The organism is Streptomyces africanus (assembly GCF_002150735.1).
GTDB classification, from domain to species: Bacteria; Actinomycetota; Actinomycetes; order Streptomycetales; family Streptomycetaceae; genus Streptomyces; species Streptomyces africanus.
The window spans coordinates 36,836-58,490 of the sequence record NZ_MUKA01000061.1 but is presented as its reverse complement, the minus strand read 5'-3'; the positions used below and the strand labels follow the sequence as shown (position 1 = coordinate 58,490).

Sequence of the window (21,655 nt, the reverse complement as noted above, 5' to 3'; positions counted from 1 at the left end):
CCGGTCTCCCCTGGGGCATCACCGTCCTGGCCGCGGGTCTGGCCGTGGAGACGTACACCAGCCGCACCTCCCCCACGCCCCCCGACCTCACCTTCTCCGGTGCCTCCCCCGGCGTCCTCGCGGGCTGGGGGCTGGCCGCCGTCGGCCTGGCCCTGGCCGGTCCGGGCCTGACGCATCTGTGCGGACGGCTGCTCCAGTCGGCCCGCCCCGGCGCCCTCCGGCTCCTGGCCGGCCGGATCCTCATGGCGGAGGCCACCCGGATCGGCCGCCCCCTGGGCGTGGTCTGCGCGGTGCTGGCGGCGGCGTACGCCATGGCGCTGCTGCACGGCCCGGACGGGCTGTCGCTCGGTCCGCTCACCACGCTCGGCGTGCTGCTCGTGACCGGCTGCACCGTGGCCACGGCCCTCATGGCCGCCGTCGAGGCCCGGCAGGCCCGCGCCGGCACCACCGCCGCGCTGCTGCGGCTCGGCGCCCCCGCGACGATGCTGCGCGGTGCCGCCGCCCTCCGCGCGGGCGCGCTGCTCGCCCTGTTCGGTCCGCTCACCCTGACCGTCGCCGAACTGGCGGCGCTGCCACTGGCCCGCTGAAAAACTCGTGCGAAAAAAATCTCCGTACGGCGATGAGTTCCGCACCGGCCCCCGGTCTATCCCCGCGTAACGACACGGACCCCGATGGGAGAGACCCCGCATGTACCAGCAGATGGTCTTCGTGAACCTGTGCGTGAGCGACCTCGACGCCTCGAAGAAGTTCTTCACGGAGCTCGGCTACCGGATCAACGAGCAGTTCAGCGACGACACCACCGCCTCGGTCGTGATCAGCGAGACCATCGTGGTGATGGTGCACACCAAGGACAAGTACGCCCAGTTCACCCAGAAGGAGATCGCGGACTCGAAGAAGACCAGCGAGGTGCTGATCGCGCTGAGCTCCGAGAGCCGCGCGAAGGTCGACGAGCTGGTCGAGAAGGCGGTCGCGGCGGGCGGTTCCGTCTCCGGCGAGACCCAGGACCACGGGTTCATGTACGGCCGCGCCTTCGACGACCCCGACGGCCACACCTTCGAGGTCGTGTGGATGGACCCGGCGGCCGTCCAGGGCTGAGACGCGCTGTGCCAGCATGGGCGCGTGCAGACGATGCCCGCCCATGCGGCCCACCATGACGACCGTGAGATCGAGACGCTGGAGGAGTTCGACGCCACCGTCGCGGCGCGCGGCACCCTCGCCGGCCTCCGCGTCCAGGCCGTCGACCTGACGGACCGTACGCGCGAACTGCTCGGCACGGACACGGCCGGTGCCGTCTTCCTCGGCTGCGCCATGCGCGAGGAGGCCGCCGCGAAGATCCGCACGGACGGCGCCCTGGTCTTCCCGCCGGTCCCGGGCCTGCCGTTCGACCCGTACCGCGGCCATGTCTACACGCCGGACGAGCTGTTCGAGTCGCTGGCGGACGGCTACGAGGCCACGCCCGACGCCCGGGCCTACGCCTGGTTCCAGCGCACGAAGGCGGACCGGGACATCTACGCCTCCATGCTGCGCGCGGTCCACGACGACTCCGTCTCGGACGCGCTCGACGAACTCCTGTCCGGCGCCCGGGTCGTGGGCGTGATGGGCGGCCACGCCATGGCCCGTGGCACGTTGGAGTACGCGGGGGCGGCGCGGCTCGGCCGGGAGCTGGCCCGTGCCGGTCTCACGGTGGCCACGGGCGGCGGCCCGGGCGCGATGGAGGCCGCGAACCTCGGCGCGTACGCCGCGCCGTTCGGCGACGAGATGCTCACCGAGTCGCTCGAACTGCTCGCCAAGGCACCGCACTTCACGCCGTCGATCACGCAGTGGGCGACGGCCGCCTTCGAGATACGCGCGCGCTGGCCGCAGGGCGGGCGTTCCGTGGGGATCCCGACCTGGTTCTACGGCCACGAGCCGCCGAACGCCTTCGCGTCGCACATCGCCAAGTACTTCGCCAACGCCACCCGGGAGGACGGCCTGCTGGCCCGGTCCACCGCGGGCGTGGTGTTCCTGCCGGGCGCCGCCGGGACCGTACAGGAGATCTTCGACAACGCGACGCCCAACTACTACGAGTCGCGCGGCGAGCCGACGCCGATGGTGCTCGTGGACCGGGCGCACTGGACGGAGAAGCTGCCGACGTGGCCGCTGCTCCGGTCGCTGGCCAGGGGCCGTTCGATGGAGGCGCGGATCGCGCTCGTGGAGCGGATCGAGGAGGCGCCGGAGGCGTTGAAACGCCTCGGCGGTTAATAAGCTGGCAAAGCAAGTGCTTGCAACCTGCATATGCGTTGACACTACTTATGCGACGCTTATAGACCTGAGAGCCTCCTGGTAGTGCTGATGTTCCGTCAACACTGCCTCCACCCCCCGCATTTGCGCATCCTGTAAAGGACAAACGTGGCAGTTCTGTCCGTATCACGCCGTACGGCTTCGCGCCGTACCGTCGCACGTTCCGTGCGGATCCTCGGTGTCGTCTCCGCCTCGGCCGCGCTCGCGCTCGGTGCCGCCGGCAACGCGCTCGCCTGCAACATCACGGAGTTCTCGGCCGAGGCGAAGTGCGATGGCGACAAGGGCGTCATCACCGTCACCGACGTGGATCCGACCGGTGTCCCGGCGACGATCACCGTGTACCTGGAGAACAACGGCGCCGACGTGAAGAAGGTCGGCGAGCAGGTGGTCAAGGGCTCGCGCGAAGGCACCACCATCGCCTTCGCCGAGAACTGGAAGCCGAACGCGGAGTACCGCATCCACGTCAAGGCCGCTCAGTACGTCGACGAGGACATCAAGCCGAGCCTCGTCACCCCGGCCACGGCCTGCAAGAAGGACGAGGAGAAGCCGCCGGCGACCCCGCCGGCCACGCCGACCCCGTCGGCCTCCCCGTCGAAGCCGGCCGAGGAGACCGACACCCCGGCCCCGTCGCCGTCGGAGAGCGAGAGCACGGCGCCGGCGGGCAACGCGCCCGCGCCGGCCGGTGATTCCAACCTCGCCGAGACCGGTGCCGACTCCAACACCGGCATCATCGCCGGCATCGCGGCGGCCCTGGTCGTCGTCGGTGGCGGCGCGGTGTTCTTCGGCATGCGCCGTCGTGGGGCGAACAGCAGCGACAGCTGACGTCCGCACATCAGCGCCCGGTGGTGGCCCGTCCCTCTCGTGGGGGCGGGCCATCGCCTGTTCCCGGCCTAGCCGAAGGTCGCCCGCTCCAGCCAGAACTCCAGCAGGTCCCGCTCCCCCAGCACGTCCAACTCCGGCGCGTCGAGCGGCAGTCGACGGTAGAAGGCGAGCAGGACGGCGGTGAGCGGCCCGCGCAGGGCGACGGTGGCCTTCTCATGACCCCGGCGCCAGGTAATGCCGGCTTCAGTGAGTTCGATGAACCACTCGGCGTTCAGGTCGGCGCCGGTGTCGGTGGCGTGCAGATGGATGCTGCGGCCCGGGCCGCGCAGTTCCCGCGCCGCGTCCTCGGGTGCCGTCCGCTGCACGTACTCCACGATCTGGAGCCACTCGTCGATCGCGTCGGCGGCCACGTCGGGCGCGACCTCGTAGGGCAGTCCGGCGGCGAGTGCGGCGTCCGCGCGGTGCACGGTGATCTCGTGCGTCATCCGGCGGGCCCAGAACCCGGAGTTGAGGATCCCCGCCCAGCTCCATACCTTCGTGTCCGGCCCGGCCTCCCGCAGCGCTGCGACGACCTGCTCGCCGCCCTCCGCCAGCCATGCGTCCAGTACGGCGGCGTCACCCCGGGTTCCGGGGCCTGCGAGGCCCGGCACCCGCTCCTCGGGCACCTCCTCCCCGGCCCGGGTCCGCACGATGAACTCCACCCAGCGCAGGGCGCCGCCCAGGTGCCGGACCAGGTCCTCCAGCGACCAGTCCGGGCAGGTCGGCACGGTGCCGGACAGATCGGCGCCGGACGTGACCACGGACCTCAACAGGGCTACCTGGTGGGCGATTTCGCCGCAGTAGCGCTCGTGCGCGAGTAACGTCATGCCCCGCACCCTAGGACCTAGCCGATCAGTCGAGCACCACGATTTCGGCCGCGTCGAACTCCACCCCGACCTCGTCCCCGGGCTCCGGTGCCGTCCGCAGCGCGCAGGCCGCCTCCAGGCGCGGGGCGTCGTCCGGCTGGAGGTGGACGGCGACATGGGTGCCCTTGAAGGTGCGCGCGGTCACCGTGCAGCGCAGGCCCGTGCCGGCGGGGACCAGACGCACACCGGCGGGCCGCACGAGCAGCGTGCGCGTGCCCTGCGGGGCGCCCTCCGGCACCGGCACCTTGCCCCACGGCGTGTTCGCCGCCTCCGCCCCGACCGTCGCCTCGACGACGTTCTCGAAGCCGAGGAAACGGGCCACGAACGCGTCGGCCGGCCGCTGCCACACCTCAAGCGGCGTACCGGACTGGGCGATCCGCCCGTCCCGCATCACCACGACCCGGTCGGCCAGCGCGAAGGCCTCCCCCTGGTCGTGCGTCACGGCGAGCACGGTCGTGCCCAACCGGCCGAACAGCTCCTTCAGTTCGACGACCAGCCGCTCCCTCAGCGACCGGTCGAGCTGCCCCAGCGGCTCGTCCAGCATCAGCAGCCGGGGACTCGGCGCGAGGGCCCGGGCCAGCGCCACCCGCTGCTGCTCCCCGCCGGACAGCGCCGCGACGGCCCGGCGGGATGCGCCTGGCAGGCCGACCAGGTCCAGCAACTCCTGTACCCGGTCGGCCTGTTGCCGCTTCGACGTCCCGCGCATACGCAGTCCGAAGGAGACGTTGCCGCCCACGTCCCGCTGCGGGAACAGCTGGTGGTCCTGGAACATCAGCCCGACGCCGCGCCGGTGCGCGGGCACGCCCGCCTGGTCGCGCCCGTCCAGCACCACCCGCCCGGAGTCGAGCGGCTGAAGCCCCGCCACGACCCGCAGCAGCGTCGACTTGCCGCTGCCGCTGGGCCCGAGCACACACACGATCTCGTGCTCGGCGACCTCCAGATCGACGGCGTCCAGCACGGCACGCCCGCCGAAACGGACCGTCGCGCTCTCCAGGGCCAGCAGCATCAGAACTCCCCGCTCCGGTCCGTGCGAAGCCTCTCCAGCACCAGCAGGGCCACAGCGCAGACCACCATCAGAATCGTCGAAAGGGCCATCGCCTGGCCATAGTTCAGCTCCCCGGGCCGTCCCAGAAGCCGCGCCACGGCGACCGGCAGCGTCGGGTTGTCCGGCCGCGCGATGAACACCGTCGCCCCGAACTCCCCGAGCGACACCGCGAAGGCGAACCCGGCCGCGATGAGCAGCGCCCGCCGCACCATCGGCAGATCCACCTCACGCCACACCCGCCAGGGCGAGGCCCCCAGCACCGAGGCGGCCTCCCGCAGCCGCACGTCCACCGCCCGCAGCACGGGCAGCATCGTCCGCACGACGAACGGCACCCCGACCAGCGCCTGTGCGAGCGGCACCAGGAGCCACGAGGACCTCAGATCCAGCGGCGGCTCGTCCAACGCGATCAGAAAGCCGAAGCCGACGGTCACCGCGGACACCCCGAGCGGCAGCATCAGCAGCGCGTCGAAGCCGCGCACGAACCGCCCGGCGTCCCGGCGGGTGAGCGCGACGGCGGCGAGACCGCCGATCACCACCGCGATGAGAGTGGCGGCGACGGCGTACGACAGGGAGTTGCCGATCGCCTCGATCGGCGCCACCAGGAACACCCCGCCGTCGTCCCTGGTCAGGGCCCGGTAGTAGCCGAAGCCGGACGCGCCCACAGACCGCTGCACCAGCACGGCGAGCGGCAGCAGGAGCAGCACGACGACGGTGCCGAGCACCCCGCCCAGCAGCGCCCACTGCCCGGCGCCGCGCGGCCGGCGCGCGGTACCGGCCGGGTCCACCAGCCGCAGCGCGGTCTCCCGCCGCCGTACGGTCCAGGCGTGCAGGGCGAGGATCGCGCCCACCGCGACGAACTGGATCAGCGTCAGCACGGCGGCCGTGGACAGGTCGAAGATCTCCGACGTCTGCCGGTAGATCTCCACCTCCAGCGTCGAGAAGGTGGGGCCGCCGAGGATCTGGACGACACCGAAGGAGGTGAAGGTGAACAGGAAGACCATCAGCGCGGCGGCGGCCACGGCGGGCGCCAGCGCCGGCAGCGTCACCTGCCGCCAGGCCCGCAGCGGCGACGCCCCGAGCATCCGCGCGGCCTCCTCCTGCCGCGGGTCGAGCTGCGCCCAGAGCCCGCCGACGGTCCGTACGACGACCGCGTAGTTGAAGAAGACGTGCGCGAGCAGGATCGCCCACACGGTGGTGTCCAGCCGCACGCCCCACAGCTCGTCGAGCAGCCCGCCGCGCCCGACCAGCGCCAGGAACGCCGTACCGACGACCACCGTCGGCAGCACGAACGGCACGGTCACGACCGCCCGCAGGACCTGCTTGCCCGGGAAGTCGAAGCGCGCGAAGACATACGCGCCGGGGAGCGCGACCAGCAGCGTGAGCGCGGTGGAGACGACCGCCTGCCAGGTGGTGAACCACAGGACGTGCCGTACGTCGGACTGCGCCAGCACCTCCACGACCCGCCCGAACCGCCAGACCCCGTCGACCTTCAGACCGCGCGCGACGATCGCGGCGACGGGGTAGGCGAAGAAGACCGCGAAGAACGCGACGGGCACGGCGATGAGCCCGAGCCGCGCCGCGCTCCCGCGCCGGTCCTTGCGGACGGCTGCTTCGGTTACTTCAGTACGAGCGAGGTCCACGACTTGACCCACTGATCACGGTTGTCGGCGATCTTCGCCGGGTCCATGGTCTCCGGGTCCTTGGCCTGCGGCCCGTACTTCACGAACTCCGGCGGCACTTGGGCGCCCTGACGCACCGGGTACACGTACATGTTGAGCGGCATGTCCTCCTGGAACCGCTCGCTGACCAGGAAGTCGAGGAGCGCCTTGCCGCCCTTGGTGTTCTTCGCGTTGCTCAGCAGCCCGGCGTACTCGACCTGCCGGAAACAGGTGCCCTCGGCGACGCCGGTCGGGGCGGTGCTCGGCTTCGGGTCGGCGAAGACGACCTCGGCGGGCGGCGAGGAGGCGTACGACACGACGAGCGGCCGGTCGCCCTTGGCCTTCTTGCCGCCGGCCGAGCCGGAGAACTCCTCGTTGTAGGCCTGCTCCCAGCCGTCGACGACCTTCACGCCGTTGGCCTTGAGCTTCTTCCAGTACCCCTCCCAGCCCCCGTCGCCGTACTTCGCGGCGGTACCGAGCAGGAAGCCGAGGCCGGGCGAGGAGGCGGAGGCGTTCTCGGTCACCAGCAGGTTCTTGTACTGGGGCTTGACCAGGTCGTCGAAGCTGCGCGGCGGATCGAGCTTGTGGTCGGCGAAGTACTTCTTGTCGTAGTTGACGCAGATGTCGCCGGTGTCGATGGGCGTGACCCGGTGCTTGTCCTGGTCGGCCCGGTACTCCGGCGCGATCCGGTCCGAGCCCTTCGGCTGGTACGGCTGGAAGAGGCCGTTGTCGAGGGCGCGGGACAGCAGCGTGTTGTCGACGCCGAAGAAGACGTCGCCCTGCGGGTTGTCCTTGGTCAGGATGGCCTTGTTCACGGCCTGCCCGGCGTCACCGTCCTTGAGGACGTTCACCTTGTAGCCGGACTGCTTCTCGAAGGCCGCGATGACGTCCTTCGAGGCGGCCCACGAGTCGTGGCTGACGAGGGTCACGGTCTTGGAGTCACCGGACCCCTGGCCGCCGTCGGACGACCCGCACGCGGCGAGCGTGCCGGCCATGCCGAGCCCGACGGCCACCGCCGTCAGCCGCTTGATGGTGTTGCCCACTGGATTCCTCCTGGAGGACCAGGAGAAGACGCGGCCCTGCCCGGGATCTCTGGGAGTCCCGGGCAGGGCGCAACAGCTCGAGTGATGACCGATCTCCCTACCCAGAATGACCTGGGCCAGGTTCGGAGGGTCTGCGGCCGTGTGCCGCACTCTCAGCGCTGTGGCGCTCCCCTGTCGGAATATGAAGGTGTCGGAAAATACGGTTGTGCTTACGCCGGTCAGACTACCGTTCGGTGGCGGCGAGCTGACCACACGCCCCGTCGATCTCCTGACCACGGGTGTCCCGGATCGTCACCGGCACACCATGGGCCGCGATCGCCTCCACGAACGCCTTCTCGTCCTCGGGCCGCGAGGCCGTCCACTTCGACCCCGGCGTCGGGTTGAGCGGGATCAGGTTCACGTGCACGGGCCTGCCCTTGAGCATCCGCCCGAGCCGGTCACCGCGCCAGGCCTGATCGTTGATGTCACGGATCAGCGCGTACTCGATGGACAGCCGGCGCCCGGACTTGGCGCTGTACTCGAAGCCGGCGTCCAGCACCTCCCGGACCTTCCACCGCGTGTTCACGGGGACGAGGGTGTCGCGCAGCTCGTCGTCGGGGGCGTGCAGCGAGATGGCGAGGCGGCACTTGAAGCCCTCGTCGGAGAACCGGTGGATGGCCGGGACGAGCCCGACCGTCGAGACGGTGATGCCACGCTGCGAGAGGCCCACCCCGTCGGGCTCGGGGTCGGTGAGCCGCCGGATGGCGCCGGCGACCCGATTGTAGTTGGCGAGCGGCTCACCCATGCCCATGAAGACGATGTTGCTGAGCCGCGCCGGCCCGCCGGGGACCTCCCCGTCCCGCAGCGCCCGCATGCCGTCCACGATCTGGTGCACGATCTCGGCGGTGGACAGGTTCCGGTCGAGCCCCGCCTGCCCGGTCGCGCAGAACGGGCAGTTCATCCCGCACCCGGCCTGCGAGCTGATGCACATGGTGACCCGGTCCGGGTAGCGCATCAGCACGGACTCGACGAGCGTCCCGTCGAACAGCCGCCACAGCGTCTTGCGCGTGGTGCCCTGGTCGGTCGACAGATGCCGCACGACGGACATCAGCTCGGGAAGCAGGGCCTCCTGGAGCCGGCCGCGGGAGCCGGCCGGAATATCGGTCCACTGCTCCGGATCGTGCGCGTACCGCGCGAAGTAGTGCTGCGAGAGCTGCTTGGCACGAAACGGCTTCTCCCCGACAGCCGCAACGGCTTCCTTGCGCTCGGCAGGAGTGAGGTCGGCGAGATGCCGCGGCGGCTTCTTGGCTCCGCGGGGGGCGACGAAAGTGAGTTCTCCGGGCTTAGGCATGGCTGTACCAGTGTCGCAGATCGATTCAGGTGACCTGCGACCGTCGCCCTTCGCCCGTTACTGCCCCGTGTGCTCCAGCTGGTCCTTGAGGAGCTGCTCGTTGCGCGGCAGTTCCTTGCGGACCTGGGGGCGTACGACGAGCGGGACGAGGACCTTGCCTACGCCGTGGCCCTCGAAGTCGACCTCGATCGTCACGTGGGAGCGCTGCCCCTCGTCGAACGGCTCGACCTCGCCGTGCACCCGTGCCCGCACCGGGCCGTCTACGCCTCGCATGCCCCAGCTGTGCGGCGGGTCGAACTCCGTGACCTCCATGGTCATCGGCATGACCCGGCGGCCGACGTGCCGGGTGACCCGCATCCGGGAGCCGACTCCGACCGGCCCCTCGTCGAGGCGTTCCGCGGACACGGCACTCAACTGCCACTCCGGCAGCCGCTGGGCGTCCGTGACGTAGTCGTAGACGTCCTCGGGACGCCGGTCGACATCGATGGTCTGTCGAATGCTGGACATGATGTCCCCCTTTGCGACGTACACCTGAATGGTCCCACTTGGAGACGCCGCAGGCACCCCCGCGCAACGACGGCGAGCTCCCGCCGACATCGGACGGGAGCTCGCCGCACAAAAGACCGCGAAAGCCGCCTTGCTCAACCGGACCCGACGAACAGCACGAGCAACAGCCACACCACCGGAGCCGTGGGCAGCAGCGAGTCCAGCCGGTCCATGATGCCGCCGTGCCCCGGCAGCAGTGTGCCCATGTCCTTGATGCCGAGGTCCCGCTTGATCATGGACTCACCGAGGTCGCCCAGCGTGGCGCTGACCGCGACCGCCAGGCCGAGCACCAGACCCTGCCACCAGGCACCGTCGTCGATGAGGAACTGCATGCACAACGCGCCCACGACCATCGCGAAGGAGACCGCACCGAGCAGGCCCTCGCGGGTCTTGCCGGGGCTGATGCGCGGAGCGAGCTTGTGCCGGCCGAAGCGCCAGCCGACCGCGTAGGCACCGGTGTCGCTGACGACCGTGAGCAGCAGGAACATGAGCACGCGCTGCGCCCCGTCGTCCGCCGTCAGCATCATCGCGACGAACGTCGCCAGGAACGGCACGTAGAACGCGGCGAAGACGCCCGCCGTGACGTCCCTGAGGTAGTTCTCTGGCGGTTCCGTCATGCGCCACACCAGCACCGCCAGTGCCGTGAGCGCCATGGCGACCCACGCGCCCTCGGCGCCCCGGACGTACCCGGCGACGACCATCGCGGCACCGCCGAGCGCGAGCGGCACGACGGGCGCCCGGATGCCCTTGCGCTCCTCCAGCCGCTTGGTCAGCTCCCACAGGCCCACCACGACGGCGACCGCGATCACGCCGACGAACACGGCCTTGACGACGAACAGCGACGCGACGATCACCGCGCCGAGTCCGACCCCGACCCCTATCGCGGCACTCAGGTCGCGACCCGCGCTCTTCTTCTGCGGCTTGGGTGCCGGCTCTGCGGCGTCGGGCATGGGCTCCGGATTCGTCTCGTTTCGGACCGGGGAGCCGCTCAGCGGAGCGGCCCCCCGGTCGTCATCCTGGTTTCCGCCGTAATCGGCTACGTCGGGCACGGTGGGCATGGGGCGAGTCTGAGGCGCTTCATGCGCATCGTATGCGGGACCCGCCGGAGCGGCTCCCTGGACGTGCCCATGGCCAGGGCTGTGTGCGTGCCCTTGGCCATGCCCTTGGTCGGTGGGCCCCCAGTACCCGGCCTGTGACGGCGCCCCCCAGGAAGAGTCGTTCATCAGACCTCGAGCAGCTCCGCTTCCTTGTGCTTCAGGAGCTCGTCCACCTGCGCGACGTACTTCGACGTCGTGTCGTCGAGCTCCTTCTCCGCACGGCGGCCCTCGTCCTCGCCGACCTCGCCGTCCTTGATCAGCTTGTCGATGGCGTCCTTGGCCTTGCGGCGCACGGAGCGGATGGAGACCTTGGCGTCCTCACCCTTGCTCTTGGCTACCTTGATGTACTCCCGGCGGCGCTCCTCGGTCAGCTCGGGGAACACCACCCGGATGATGTTGCCGTCGTTGCTCGGGTTGACGCCCAGGTCGGAGTCGCGGATGGCCTGCTCGATGTTGCGCAGCGCGCTCTTGTCGAACGGGGTCACCACGGCCATGCGCGGCTCGGGCACCGAGAACGAGGCCAGCTGGTTGATCGGGGTCGGCGCACCGTAGTAGTCGGCCACGATCTTGTTGAACATCGCCGGGTGCGCACGGCCGGTGCGGATCGCGGCGAAGTCCTCCTTGGCGACCACGACGGCCTTCTCCATCTTCTCCTCGGCCTCGAGGAGGGTCTCTTCGATCACCACTTGCTCCTGCGTGTCTTGAGTAGGCCCGGCTGCGGTTCCATGTGGGGCGGCGGCCGGCTGCGTCGCGTCTTCTTCCTGCACGGTTCCCGACCGGCGGACCATTGTCCATCCCCCGGCCCGGCTCCGTCCCGTCCGTCCCCCGGACGGGGTTGTTCCCGGGTGTCAGTCCCGGCTGCCGGGGTCCCCCACCAGCGTGCCGATCTTCTCACCCTTGACGGCACGCCCGATGTTGCCCTCCGCCAGCAGCTCGAAGACCACGATCGGGAGCTTGTTGTCGCGGCACAGTGTCACGGCCGTGGCGTCGGCGACCTTCAGATCGCGCGTGATGACCTCGCCGTAGCCGAGGTGGTCGAACTTCACCGCGTCCGGGTTGGTCTTCGGGTCGGAGTCGTAGACCCCGTCCACGCCGTTCTTGCCCATCAGCAGCGCCTCCGCGTCGATCTCCAGGGCGCGCTGGGCGGCGGTGGTGTCGGTGGAGAAGTACGGCATGCCCATACCGGCACCGAAGATGACCACACGGCCCTTCTCCAGGTGCCGCACGGCGCGCAGCGGGATGTACGGCTCGGCGACCTGTCCCATGGTGATGGCGGTCTGCACCCGGCAGTCCACCCCCACCTTCTCCAGGAAGTCCTGGAGGGCCAGGCAGTTCATGACCGTGCCGAGCATGCCCATGTAGTCGGAGCGGGCCCGGTCCATGCCGCGCTGCTGGAGCTCGGCACCGCGGAAGAAGTTGCCGCCGCCGATGACGACCGCGATCTGCGCACCGTCGCGCACGACGGCCGCGATCTCACGGGCGATCTTGTGCACCACGTCGGGGTCGACGCCCAGGCCCCCACCGCCGGAGAAGGCCTCTCCGGACAGCTTCAGCAGAAACCGGCCGCGCACTTTGCCGTCGTCGCTCTTCTGGGCCTTGGTGGTCATGGGGGATCCCGCCTCTTTCACGTGTTGCACATACGAAGAAGGCCATTGCCGGTGGGGCGTGGTTCGCATCCCATACGGCAATGGCCTCCTCGTCAGATCTGCTGTCGTCCGCCACCCCTGTGACGGCGTACCGGGACGACTGCTGCCGACCCTATCGGGACCGGGCGTCGATCGCGGTACGGACTCAGATGCCGACCTTGATGCGCGAGAAGCGCTTCAGGGTGACACCGGCCTCGTCCAGGACCTTCTGGACGGACTTCTTGTTGTCGAGCGCGTAGGGCTGGCCGAGCAGCGTGGCGTCCTTGAAGAAGCCGTTGAGGCGACCCTCGACGATCTTCGGCAGGGCGGCCTCGGGCTTGCCCTCGGCGCGGGTGGTCTCCTCGGCGACGCGACGCTCGGACTCGACGACCTCGGCCGGGACGTCGTCCTTGGAGAGGTACTTCGGCGCGAAGGCGGCGATGTGCTGGGCGACGCCCTTGGCGATCTCCGCGTTCGGCTTGTCCAGCTCGACGAGGACACCGATCTGCGGGGGCAGGTCGGGCATCGTGCGGTGCATGTACGCGGTGACGTAGCCGTCGGCGAACTGCGCGAAGCGGTCCAGGACGATCTTCTCGCCCAGGTTCGCGTTGGCCTCGTCCACGAACGCCTGGACGGTCTTGCCGGCCTCGATCTCGGAGGCGAGCAGGGCCTCGAGGTCGGCCGGGGAGGTCTTGGCGACGTGCTCGGCGATGGCCGTGGCCACGGCCTGGAACTTCTCGCCCTTGGCGACGAAGTCCGTCTCGCACTTCAGCTCGACGATGACACCGGAGGAGTTGTCGTCGGCGATGATCGAGACGACGGCACCGTTCTCGGCGGAACGGCCCTCGCGCTTGGCGACGCCCTTCTGGCCCTTGATGCGGAGCGCCTCGACGGCCTTCTCGACGTTGCCCTCGGCCTCGTCCAGCGCCTTCTTGCAGTCCATCATGCCGGCGCCCGTGAGCTCACGGAGCTTCTTGACGTCGGCGGCGGTGTAGTTCGCCATGAGTCTGTGAATCTCTCTCGAAGTCTGGAAGATCGAAGATCTGCGGATGCGCTCCATGGAGCCGGAGCGCACTGTCCTGCCGCTGACCTACGGGTGAACGGCGGGAGCGGACTTCACACCGCGCGAAGGCGCTGGTGATGCCGTACCGCTCCCGCCGTCACCTCGGACTGACGGGTCAGGCCTGCTCGGCCTCGGCGGCCTTCTCGCCCTCGGCCGGCTTCTCGGCCTCGGCGGCGGGGGCCTCGGCGGCCGGAGCAGCCTCGGCGGCCGGAGCGGCCTCAGCGGCGGGGGCAGCCTCGTCGGCCTTCTTCTCGCCCTCGAGCAGGTCGCGCTCCCACTCGGCCAGCGGCTCGCCCGCGGCCTTCTCGCCCTTGCCCTCGGTGGCGACACCGCTGCGGGCGATGAGGCCCTCGGCGACGGCGTCGGCGATGACGCGGGTGAGCAGGGTGACGGAGCGGATCGCGTCGTCGTTGCCCGGGATCTTGTAGTCGACCTCGTCGGGGTCGCAGTTGGTGTCGAGGATCGCGACGACCGGGATGTTCAGCTTCCGGGCCTCACCAACGGCGATGTGCTCCTTCTTGGTGTCCACGATCCAGACGGCGCTGGGCACCTTCTGCATCTCGCGGATACCGCCGAGGGTCTTCTCCAGCTTGGCCTTCTCGCGCGAGAGCACGAGAAGCTCCTTCTTGGTCAGACCGGACGCGGCGACGTCCTCGAAGTCGATCTGCTCGAGCTCCTTGAGGCGCTGCAGACGCTTGTAGACGGTCGAGAAGTTGGTGAGCATGCCGCCCAGCCAGCGCTGGTTGACGTAGGGCATGCCGACGCGGGTGGCCTGCTCGGCGATGGCCTCCTGCGCCTGCTTCTTCGTGCCGACGAACATGACCGTGCCGCCGTGGGCGACGGTCTCCTTGACGAACTCGTAGGCGCGGTCGATGTACGACAGCGACTGGAGCAGGTCGATGATGTAGATGCCGTTGCGCTCCGTGAAGATGAAGCGCTTCATCTTCGGGTTCCAACGACGGGTCTGGTGACCGAAGTGGACGCCGCTCTCCAGCAGCTCCCGCATCGTGACGACGGCCATGGCCGTATCTCCTTGTGCTTCTCGGTTGTGCCGCGGATGCCGGATGACCTCCGCGCCTGACGCCCGCTTGCGCGCCGTGCCACGAGGGACCGAGGGGCGCTGATACGGCCCGTTGCCGGGGTGCGTATCGGGGCGTGCGAAGTCGACCCGGTGACCCGGATCGCCACCAGAAGTGTACGGGACCCGCGGGGCACCGGGTGACGCCGTTGTCCACAACCGGGCGGTGGTCCACAGCCGCGGTCGGTGACGGGCGGCAGTCCGGGACGCTTTCGGCATGCGAGCGAAGCGATGTGTGCGTGTGTGGGCGCGGGTGGTCCTGCTGCTGGTCGTGACGGTGACGGCCCTGCTGGCCCCGCCTTTGCCCCTGTTCGCGGCCGGTGCCGCCCCGCCCGTCCCGGACGCCACCGTCCCGGCGGTGGGACATGCGTGGCCCGTGGGGTCACACCCCCGGGTCCTGCGCGGCTGGGAGCCCCCGGCGTCGGCCTACGGCCCGGGCCATCGGGGCGTGGACCTGGCGGCACCCCCGGGGACGCCGGTACGGGCGGTGGCGGCGGGCCGGGTGACTTTCGCGGGCCGGGTGGCCGGAAAGGGAGTGATCTCGCTGGATCTCCCGGGAACGGGCGACCCACCCCTGCGCACGACCTACGAGCCGGTGACGGCCACGGTGGAGCAGGACGAGGAGGTCGAACCGGGCGAGGTGATCGGCACGGTGGACGCGAGGGGCTCCCACTGCACGACGCCGTGCGTGCACTGGGGCCTGCGCAGAGGTGACACCTACCTGAACCCGCTGTCGCTCCTGCCCCCATGGCTCCTGCACACAGGCCCGTCGAGACTCCTGCCGGTCTACGGGACCTCCTAGGACGGCCCCCAGTATGACGAGCAGGAGCTCACTCCTTCGGCTCGGGGAACATGACCGTCATGACGCCGGCGGCGAGGGCCGCCACATCTGTCGCAGGGTCGACCGCCGCCCGCAGACCGAGGCTGCCGCCCAGCGCGCCCAGTACCACCACAACCTGCTCCAGCGGTATGGCCGGCTGGATGTGCAGACGTCGGCAAGCGCCCTCCAGCAAGGCGACGATCTGCTCCTCATGGCGGCGCTGAGCAGCTACCGAGACGGCCGCGGCATCGGGGTGACGCGTCACTGCGGCCATGAACTCCATGGCGGCGGTGCTCCACCTCGCCGCATCCTGGCCGTCGGCGAAGGCGCTCGGGATCAGTGCGGCGATCAGCTCCTGCCGACTGGACACCCGGTCCAGGGTTTCGCCGAGCAGCTGCAGGTGCGCCTCGGTGTGGGCATCGACGACGGCCAGCCACAAGCCCTCCTTGCCTCCGAAGTGCTTGTACACGGCGCCTCGCGTGTAGCCGGCCTCCTCGGCGATCTCGTCGACCGTGGCCGCCAGGAACCCCCGGCGCTGGAGCACCGAGCGGCCCGCCTCCAGCAGCCGCTCGTGGGTGACCTGCTGCTGCTCGGCCCGTGTCAACCTGCCCACCCGACTCACCCCCATTCAGTAACAGTGCGTTTCCAGAAACGCTACGTTACTCTAGTGGTATCGCTCGGCGCTTCGGACAAGGCAGGAGTCGGCTCGGTAATGATCGAGACAGTGGCCACCGGTACTGGCGAAAGAGCAGAGGGCTGAAAGCCATGGGGGTGGATCTGATGCTGGAGGGTTCCCCGGCGGGGAAGGCGCTCGAGCCGGTGCGGATCCGAGATGACATGAAGGGCGAGGCGGCGACGCATGAGTGAAGTCGTCCCCTACCTGGTGGTGTCCGGCTGTCTGATCGCGGTGATGGGGCTCTTCACCTGGCTGAAGCGCCTGGTGCTCCGCCGCGGACTGGCCGGGTCCGCCCTAGGTGGCGCGCTGGCCTCCTACGAGGAGGCCATGCGCATCACCTCCCACGAGTCCCACATCGAGATCCGCGCCCAGGCCGACCGCCAGACACCGGTCGTCTCCGACGACCCACGGTGGACCGGCCGCACCGCAGCGGGCACGAGCGCGGCCCGGACGCGGCGGTCCCGCCGCCCACGCAGGCGCCGCCTGCGCCGATGGTTGGGCCATTAGCCACCTGAGCAGCAACTGCGCCGACGTGCTCCTGCTCGGCGGTCACTGCTGCCACAGGTGCACACTCCCAGGCCGGGACACCTTGCCCCTGACGACGGAGGCCCACCCCCATGGGGCGCAGGGGCACCCCGCGACGCCGGGATGCGCACCCACCCGGCGCCCGCACCGACGCGGCTCAGCCCCGCACACCCCGCAGGGCCATACTCACCGCCGCGTCCGCGATGACGCCCGGCTCCTCCGCGGCCCCCAGCTCGATCCGCCGCACCGCCGCGTCCACAACCCCCTGCACCAGCATCGCCGCCAGCCGGGGCTGCTCGTGCCCCATCTCGTCCAGCGCCTCGACGATCATCGCGACCAGCCCGCCGTGCGCCGCCCGGATCTTCTCCCGGGCCCCGGGGTCCAGCTCACTCGCCGAGATCGCCACCACGGCCCGATGCCGCCGGTCCCCCACCAGTTCCAGCTGCTGCCGCACATACGCCTCGACCTTGGCCTCGGCCGTCCCCGCCCGTTGCATCGCCGCCGACACGTCCGCCGCCCAGACGGGAAAGTCGACCTCGCACAGCTCCTCGACCACGGCCGCCCGTGACCGGAAGTACTCGTAGACGGACGACCGCGCGAGCCCCGTCCGCTCGGCAAGGGCCGGGAAGGTCAGCGCCTCCGTACCGCCCTCGGACAACAAGGCGCGAGCCGCGTCCAGCAGGGCGGCTCGCTGCATCGACCGGTGCTCGGCCACGGAGGCCGCTCGAATCCTTGGCACGTCAACCACTGTACGGACGCGCCCGGCCCGGCGGGAGTGGCCTCCGCCGCCCCGTCGCCATCCGGCCAGGTCAGCGGCCGAAGCTCGCCAGTTTCGCTCTCAGCTGGAGCACCGACTTGGTGTGGATCTGGCTGACCCGGCTCTCGGTCACCCCCAGCACGTTCCCGATCTCGGCCAGGGTGAGCCCCTCGTAGTAGTACAGCGTGACCACGGTCTTCTCCCGCTCGGGCAGCGTGTTGATCGCCCGTGCGAGGAACCTGCGGAGCTCCCGGTCCTCGGCGACCTCCACGGGGTTGTCGGCGGCGGTGTCCTCCAGCGTGTCCATGACGCTCAGGCCATCGCCGCCCTCGGCCCCGCCGTGCAGCAGTTCCTCCAGGGCCACCACGTTGGCCAGGGACAACTGGCTGAACACCGCGTGCAGTTCCTCCACCGCGATGCCCATCTCGGCAGCCACCTCGCCCTCGGTCGGCGTCCGCCGCAGCCGCGCCTCCAGCGTGGCGTACGCGCGCTCCACGTTGCGCGCCTTCTGCCGCACCGACCGGGGGATCCAGTCCAGGGCCCGCAGCTCGTCGATCATCGCGCCCCGGATCCGGGTGATCGCGTACGTCTCGAACTTGATCTCGCGGTCGATGTCGAACTTCTCGATCGCGTCGATCAGCCCGAACACCCCGGACGAGACGAAGTCCGCCTGCTCGACATTGGACGGCAGGCCCACGCTGACCCGGCCGGCGACGTACTTCACGAGTGGCGAGTAGTGCAGGATCAGCTGCTCCCGCAGCCGCTCGTCACCCGTCGCCTTGTACGACCGCCACAGCTCGTCGAGCGTCGAGGGAGCGGGCGGCCGCACGCTGCCACCGTCACGGGCGGCTGGGGGGATCGCCGCCCGGTCGGACCCGGAGGTGTGCTGGGGCATTCGTCGCCTTGTGCCGTTCTGCTGCGGAGTGGTGCTGCTGGGGTGGGCTGTCTGTCCGATGTCGAGTTGCCTGTCCGTGCCGTGATCCTCGTGAGCGTAGCGTGACTGAGGTGTCGCGGTGCGCGAAGGACGGAGGTCCAAAAGTGCGCAGATACGTTCCTCAGGGCGTCCGACCGGGTCGGCGAGCTCGCTCGGTGTGATCACCGGAGGACCCCAACTGGGGGAATTTCCAAGGGATGTCGGGGTTCCCCCGGACGGCCGAACAGGCGCGGCCGTCATGGCCCCGGACCGCCGCGGACCGACATCAGCGCCTGGCGTGTCAACTTCCAGCCGTCGCCGTGTCGTTCGACGTAACCGAGTGCCCGGAGTTCGTACAGTCTCGCGATCGCGTCGTCCTGTGCGGTCTGTGCGCGGCGCGCGATCTCGTCCGGGCGGGCCGCCCGGCCGCCCGGGAGCGCGGCGAGCACCTGCCGAGTGGCCGGTGCCAGCAGGTCCCGGGGCAGGACGGGACCGCGCCGGTCGGGGGCCAGCTCTCCGATGTCGCCGACCAGCTCGATGACGTCCGCGGCGTCGGTGACCAGGGCCGCCTCGCCGCGCAGCAGCTCGTGCACCCCGGCGGACAGCCCGCTGGTGGCCGGGCCCGGTACGCCCATGGTGTACCGGCCGAGGCGCTGTGCCGCCCGTGCCGTGACCAGCGAGCCGCTGCGGTGGGCGGCCTCGACGACCACGGTGCCGCGGGTGAGTGCCGCGATCACCCGGTTGCGCAGGATGAACCGGCTGGGTGTCGGGTGATCACCGGGCGGCAACTCGCCGATGACCAGTCCCTGTTCGGCGATTCTGCTGATCAGCTGGGTGTGTCCGCGCGGGTAGGGGCGGTCGACGCCGCAGGCGAGGACGGCGACCGTGGCACCGCCCGCGCCGAGGGCCCCGCGGTGAGCGGCGCCGTCGACTCCGTAGGCGCCGCCGGACACCACGACCCAGCCCTGCTCGGCGAGGCCGGCGGCGAGGGCGGCCGCCATGTGCGCCCCGTACTCGGTGCAGGCGCGGGCGCCGACGACGGCCACCGACCTCAGCGCCCACATCCGCAGGCTGGCCCGCCCGCGCACCCACAGCCCGAGCGGCCGGGCATCCCCGAGATCATCGAGCTGCCCCGGCCACTCCGCGTCCCCCGGGGCGACGAACCGCACCCCGGCCTCCCGGGCGACGGCGAGGTCCGCGCGCGGCCGGGCCACCTCGGCCCGGGCCAGCAGGCCCTTCCACCGCTTCCCGCTCACTCCGGCCAGGGGCCGCCCGCCCTCCGACAGCCGCCGCGCCACCTCCCGCACGCCGGACTCCCGCACCCAGCGCCCGCCGATCTCGTCACCGGGCTCGATGACACGGGTGAGAAACACCCGGGCGAGCAGCTCGCTGTCCGGTTCACCGGCGACGCTCACGTCAGCGCTCCGATGGCCATGGGGACTCCCCTCGGGACACCGGTGCGCAACTGGAGCGCGAGGGCGACGTCCGTCGCGTCGGGCCGGTCGTGGCCGACGAGATCGGCGATGGTCCAGGCCACGCGCAGGACGCGGTCGAGACCGCGGGCGGTCAAGACGCCCCGCTCCAGGTTCCGCTCGGCCTCGTCCATCGCCCCGGACACGGCGTACCAGCGGCTGCGCAGGTCACGTCCGGGTACCTCGCTGTTCGTGCGCCACGGAGTGCCGGCGAGGCGCGCCGTGGCCCGCTCCCGCGCCGCTCGCACCCGGTCGGCGACCGTCGCGGTGGACTCGCCGCGCGCGCCGGAGGAGGTCAGCTCGGTGCGGGTGACACGGTCGACCTCCACGCGCAGGTCGACCCGGTCGAGCAGCGGGCCGGAGAGCCTGGCCTGGTAGCGGCGGATCGCCGAGGGCGGGCACTCGCACAGGTCGTCCCGCTGCGAGAACCGGCCGCACGGGCAGGGGTTGGCCGCGAGCACCATCAGGAACTTCGCCGGGAAGCGCACCACTCCCGCACTGCGCGCGATGACGACATGCCCCGCCTCCAGCGGCTGGCGCAGGGCGTCCAGGGCCTGGCCGCTGAACTCGGGCGTCTCGTCCAGGAAGAGGACTCCCCGGTGGGACAGCGACACCGCGCCGGGCCGTGCGATGCCCGGGCCGCCGCCGACGAGCGCCTGCATGGTGGCCGAGTGGTGCGGGGCGCAGTAGGGGGCGACGTCGATCAGGGGTTTGCCCGGAGGCAGCAGGCCCGCCACCGAGTGGACCGCGGTGACCTCCAGTGACTCCTGCCGGCCGAGCCGGGGCAGGATGGCGGGCAGCCGCTCCGCGAGCATCGTCTTGCCGGCGCCGGGAGGCCCTTCCAGGAACAGGTGGTGTCCGCCCGCGGCGGCGACCTCCACCGCTGTGCGCGCCGAGATCTGCCCGACGACGTCCGCCAGGTCGTGGCCGGGTTCGTGCTGGGCCGCGCCGACGCTGTGCATGCCCGTGGCGGCGCCCGTGCCCGGCATGCGCAGGCCGGCGAGGAGCGGGTCCGGGCGGCCCTGCTCGTCGGGATCCTCGTCGGGCACGGGTTCGTCGGCCAGGACGGCGATCAGCTGGCGCAGGCTCCGCACGCCCAGGACGGAGATCCCGGGCACGAGGGACGCCTCGGCCGCGGCGCACTCGGGCACGACCACCTGCTCATACCCCGCATCAGCCGCCGCCAGCACCGCCGGCAGGACACCCCGCACCGGCCGCACCCGCCCGTCCAGCCCCAGTTCGCCGATCATCACGATGTCGGAGAGGACCCGTGGGTCGATGCGCTCCGCCGCGCCGAGAACCGCTGCCGCGACGGCCAGGTCGAAGCCGCTGCCGGACTTGGGGACGGAGGCCGGGCTCAGGCCGACCGTGAGTTTCTTCTGGGGCCAGGCCGCGCCCGAGTTGACGACCGCGGCCCGCACCCGGTCCCGGCTCTCCGTCAGGCTCTTGTCGGGCAGCCCGACCAGCGTGAAGGCCGCGACGCCCGGCTCCAGGTCGGCCTGGACCTCGACGACCACGCCCTCGACTCCGACCAGCGCCACCGAACACGTACGGGCGAATCCCATCAGGCCACCCCCCGCACATGCTCGACCACGGCCGCCCCGCGGGCCGGCAGCAGCACCCCGACCACGTCGATGCGGACTCCGCCGGGCGGTGCGCCCCCGTGCGTCTGGATCCACCGCTCGGCGAGGTCCCGCAGCCGCTCCGCCTTCTGTGGGGTCACGGCGGCCATCGGATGCTCGAAGGGACCTTCCCTGCGGGTCTTCACCTCGCAGACGACCAGGACGTCCCCGTCCCTGGCCACGATGTCGATCTCTCCGGCCCGGCCCGAGCGCCAGTTGCGCACCAGGACCGTCAGTCCGCTCTCCGCGAGCCGCCGGGCGGCCAGCGTCTCTCCGTACCTGCCCATCGCACTGCGTGCGTTCATGTCGGCACCACCTCCGGCGCCAACGATCACGCACCCGTCCCCACGAAGTGGATCTTGGTGGACAGCTCAGCGG

General features: G+C 70.9%; 22 protein-coding genes, 1 pseudogene and 1 riboswitch. Of the genes and pseudogenes, 6 read left to right on the top strand and 17 right to left on the bottom strand.

What is annotated here, in order from left to right:
- The 4 genes and pseudogenes from CCL05_RS09580 to CCL05_RS09565 all read left to right on the top strand — a co-directional run.
- A pseudogene (locus CCL05_RS09580) lies at positions 1-587 on the top strand (hypothetical protein); the annotation flags it as partial.
- A 100-nt stretch (positions 588-687) separates the two neighbouring features.
- Positions 688-1,095: a VOC family protein gene (locus tag CCL05_RS09575; protein ID WP_086560076.1), complete on the top strand. Its 408-nt coding sequence runs from the start codon at positions 688-690 to the stop codon at positions 1,093-1,095.
- A 24-nt stretch (positions 1,096-1,119) separates the two neighbouring features.
- Entirely contained in the window at positions 1,120-2,241 is a 1,122-nt protein-coding gene (locus tag CCL05_RS09570; RefSeq protein WP_086560075.1) for an LOG family protein, read from the top strand.
- 204 nt (positions 2,242-2,445) lie between these two features.
- Positions 2,446-3,102, top strand: coding sequence for an LAETG motif-containing sortase-dependent surface protein (locus CCL05_RS09565; RefSeq protein ID WP_244204219.1), 657 nt, complete (start codon positions 2,446-2,448; stop codon positions 3,100-3,102).
- Positions 3,103-3,170: 68 nt separating this feature from the next.
- Here the strand turns inward: CCL05_RS09565 and CCL05_RS09560 are convergent, their stop codons facing one another.
- The 11 genes from CCL05_RS09560 to rpsB form a co-directional block, all read right to left on the bottom strand.
- A complete protein-coding gene (locus CCL05_RS09560) occupies positions 3,171-3,968 on the bottom strand; it encodes a maleylpyruvate isomerase family mycothiol-dependent enzyme (protein WP_086560073.1) in 798 nt (265 codons plus the stop codon).
- A gap of 25 nt (positions 3,969-3,993) precedes the next feature.
- A complete protein-coding gene (locus CCL05_RS09555; RefSeq protein ID WP_086560072.1) occupies positions 3,994-5,013 on the bottom strand; it encodes an ABC transporter ATP-binding protein in 1,020 nt (339 codons plus the stop codon).
- A complete protein-coding gene (locus CCL05_RS09550; protein ID WP_086560071.1) occupies positions 5,013-6,692 on the bottom strand; it encodes an ABC transporter permease in 1,680 nt (559 codons plus the stop codon). The genes CCL05_RS09555 and CCL05_RS09550 overlap by 1 nt, the downstream gene beginning before the upstream one ends.
- Complete coding sequence (locus CCL05_RS09545) at positions 6,668-7,705, bottom strand: thiamine ABC transporter substrate-binding protein (protein WP_244204220.1); 1,038 nt, start codon at positions 7,703-7,705, stop codon at positions 6,668-6,670. Before CCL05_RS09545 ends, CCL05_RS09550 begins: the two co-directional genes overlap by 25 nt.
- A gap of 124 nt (positions 7,706-7,829) precedes the next feature.
- Positions 7,830-7,936: riboswitch (TPP riboswitch) on the bottom strand.
- Positions 7,937-7,976: 40 nt separating this feature from the next.
- Positions 7,977-9,083: a dual-specificity RNA methyltransferase RlmN gene (gene rlmN, locus CCL05_RS09540; protein ID WP_086560069.1), complete on the bottom strand. Its 1,107-nt coding sequence runs from the start codon at positions 9,081-9,083 to the stop codon at positions 7,977-7,979.
- A gap of 57 nt (positions 9,084-9,140) precedes the next feature.
- Positions 9,141-9,590, bottom strand: coding sequence for an SRPBCC family protein (locus CCL05_RS09535; protein WP_086560078.1), 450 nt, complete (start codon positions 9,588-9,590; stop codon positions 9,141-9,143).
- A 134-nt stretch (positions 9,591-9,724) separates the two neighbouring features.
- Positions 9,725-10,852, bottom strand: a complete 1,128-nt coding sequence (locus CCL05_RS09530) for a phosphatidate cytidylyltransferase (RefSeq protein WP_086560068.1) — start codon at positions 10,850-10,852, stop codon at positions 9,725-9,727.
- Positions 10,852-11,409, bottom strand: coding sequence for a ribosome recycling factor (gene frr, locus CCL05_RS09525; protein WP_086560067.1), 558 nt, complete (start codon positions 11,407-11,409; stop codon positions 10,852-10,854). The genes CCL05_RS09530 and frr overlap by 1 nt, the downstream gene beginning before the upstream one ends.
- A gap of 165 nt (positions 11,410-11,574) precedes the next feature.
- Positions 11,575-12,333 (bottom strand): UMP kinase, encoded by a 759-nt coding sequence (pyrH, locus tag CCL05_RS09520; RefSeq protein ID WP_010044452.1) that lies wholly within the window; start codon positions 12,331-12,333, stop codon positions 11,575-11,577.
- A gap of 184 nt (positions 12,334-12,517) precedes the next feature.
- Positions 12,518-13,354 (bottom strand): translation elongation factor Ts, encoded by an 837-nt coding sequence (gene tsf / locus CCL05_RS09515; protein WP_086560066.1) that lies wholly within the window; start codon positions 13,352-13,354, stop codon positions 12,518-12,520.
- Positions 13,355-13,529: 175 nt separating this feature from the next.
- Positions 13,530-14,435, bottom strand: a complete 906-nt coding sequence (gene rpsB, locus CCL05_RS09510; protein WP_086560065.1) for a 30S ribosomal protein S2 — start codon at positions 14,433-14,435, stop codon at positions 13,530-13,532.
- A gap of 274 nt (positions 14,436-14,709) precedes the next feature.
- Between rpsB and CCL05_RS09505 the strand changes: the two genes are divergently transcribed.
- Complete coding sequence (locus tag CCL05_RS09505; protein WP_086560064.1) at positions 14,710-15,294, top strand: M23 family metallopeptidase; 585 nt, start codon at positions 14,710-14,712, stop codon at positions 15,292-15,294.
- A gap of 28 nt (positions 15,295-15,322) precedes the next feature.
- Here the strand turns inward: CCL05_RS09505 and CCL05_RS09500 are convergent, their stop codons facing one another.
- On the bottom strand, positions 15,323-15,925 hold the full coding sequence (locus CCL05_RS09500) for a TetR/AcrR family transcriptional regulator (RefSeq protein WP_086560077.1): 603 nt from the start codon (positions 15,923-15,925) through the stop codon (positions 15,323-15,325).
- A gap of 246 nt (positions 15,926-16,171) precedes the next feature.
- Here CCL05_RS09500 and CCL05_RS45545 point away from each other — a divergent pair, with 246 nt between their 5' ends.
- Positions 16,172-16,495: a hypothetical protein gene (locus CCL05_RS45545; RefSeq protein ID WP_208641434.1), complete on the top strand. Its 324-nt coding sequence runs from the start codon at positions 16,172-16,174 to the stop codon at positions 16,493-16,495.
- 175 nt (positions 16,496-16,670) lie between these two features.
- Here CCL05_RS45545 and CCL05_RS09490 read toward each other — a convergent pair whose 3' ends face one another.
- From CCL05_RS09490 to CCL05_RS09470, 5 genes are all read right to left on the bottom strand, one after another.
- Positions 16,671-17,228 carry a TetR/AcrR family transcriptional regulator gene (locus CCL05_RS09490; protein ID WP_086560063.1) on the bottom strand — a complete coding sequence of 186 codons (558 nt, stop codon included), beginning with the start codon at positions 17,226-17,228 and terminating at the stop codon, positions 16,671-16,673.
- Between the two features lie 94 nt (positions 17,229-17,322).
- The gene (gene whiG / locus CCL05_RS09485) at positions 17,323-18,165 is read right to left on the bottom strand and encodes an RNA polymerase sigma factor WhiG (protein ID WP_086560062.1); all 843 of its coding nucleotides are present in this window, start codon (positions 18,163-18,165) and stop codon (positions 17,323-17,325) included.
- Positions 18,166-18,440: 275 nt separating this feature from the next.
- Positions 18,441-19,598: a DNA-processing protein DprA gene (dprA, locus tag CCL05_RS09480; RefSeq protein ID WP_086560061.1), complete on the bottom strand. Its 1,158-nt coding sequence runs from the start codon at positions 19,596-19,598 to the stop codon at positions 18,441-18,443.
- The gene (locus CCL05_RS09475) at positions 19,595-21,220 is read right to left on the bottom strand and encodes a YifB family Mg chelatase-like AAA ATPase (protein ID WP_086560060.1); all 1,626 of its coding nucleotides are present in this window, start codon (positions 21,218-21,220) and stop codon (positions 19,595-19,597) included. Before CCL05_RS09475 ends, dprA begins: the two co-directional genes overlap by 4 nt.
- Positions 21,220-21,612, bottom strand: coding sequence for a YraN family protein (locus tag CCL05_RS09470; RefSeq protein ID WP_086560059.1), 393 nt, complete (start codon positions 21,610-21,612; stop codon positions 21,220-21,222). The genes CCL05_RS09475 and CCL05_RS09470 overlap by 1 nt, the downstream gene beginning before the upstream one ends.
- Positions 21,613-21,655: the final 43 nt, after the last annotated feature.

Coding starts and splice junctions, on each gene's coding strand:
- CCL05_RS09575 (WP_086560076.1), top strand. CDS start 688: ATGTACCAGCAGATGGTCTTCGTGAACCTGTGCGTGAGCGACCTCGAC.
- CCL05_RS09560 (WP_086560073.1), bottom strand. CDS start 3,968: ATGACGTTACTCGCGCACGAGCGCTACTGCGGCGAAATCGCCCACCAG.
- CCL05_RS09555 (WP_086560072.1), bottom strand. CDS start 5,013: ATGCTGCTGGCCCTGGAGAGCGCGACGGTCCGTTTCGGCGGGCGTGCC.
- CCL05_RS09545 (WP_244204220.1), bottom strand. CDS start 7,705: ATGGCCGGCACGCTCGCCGCGTGCGGGTCGTCCGACGGCGGCCAGGGG.
- rlmN (WP_086560069.1), bottom strand. CDS start 9,083: ATGCCTAAGCCCGGAGAACTCACTTTCGTCGCCCCCCGCGGAGCCAAG.
- CCL05_RS09535 (WP_086560078.1), bottom strand. CDS start 9,590: ATGTCCAGCATTCGACAGACCATCGATGTCGACCGGCGTCCCGAGGAC.
- CCL05_RS09530 (WP_086560068.1), bottom strand. CDS start 10,852: ATGAACGACTCTTCCTGGGGGGCGCCGTCACAGGCCGGGTACTGGGGG.
- pyrH (WP_010044452.1), bottom strand. CDS start 12,333: ATGACCACCAAGGCCCAGAAGAGCGACGACGGCAAAGTGCGCGGCCGG.
- tsf (WP_086560066.1), bottom strand. CDS start 13,354: ATGGCGAACTACACCGCCGCCGACGTCAAGAAGCTCCGTGAGCTCACG.
- rpsB (WP_086560065.1), bottom strand. CDS start 14,435: ATGGCCGTCGTCACGATGCGGGAGCTGCTGGAGAGCGGCGTCCACTTC.
- CCL05_RS09505 (WP_086560064.1), top strand. CDS start 14,710: ATGCGAGCGAAGCGATGTGTGCGTGTGTGGGCGCGGGTGGTCCTGCTG.
- CCL05_RS45545 (WP_208641434.1), top strand. CDS start 16,172: ATGAGTGAAGTCGTCCCCTACCTGGTGGTGTCCGGCTGTCTGATCGCG.
- whiG (WP_086560062.1), bottom strand. CDS start 18,165: ATGCCCCAGCACACCTCCGGGTCCGACCGGGCGGCGATCCCCCCAGCC.
- CCL05_RS09475 (WP_086560060.1), bottom strand. CDS start 21,220: ATGGGATTCGCCCGTACGTGTTCGGTGGCGCTGGTCGGAGTCGAGGGC.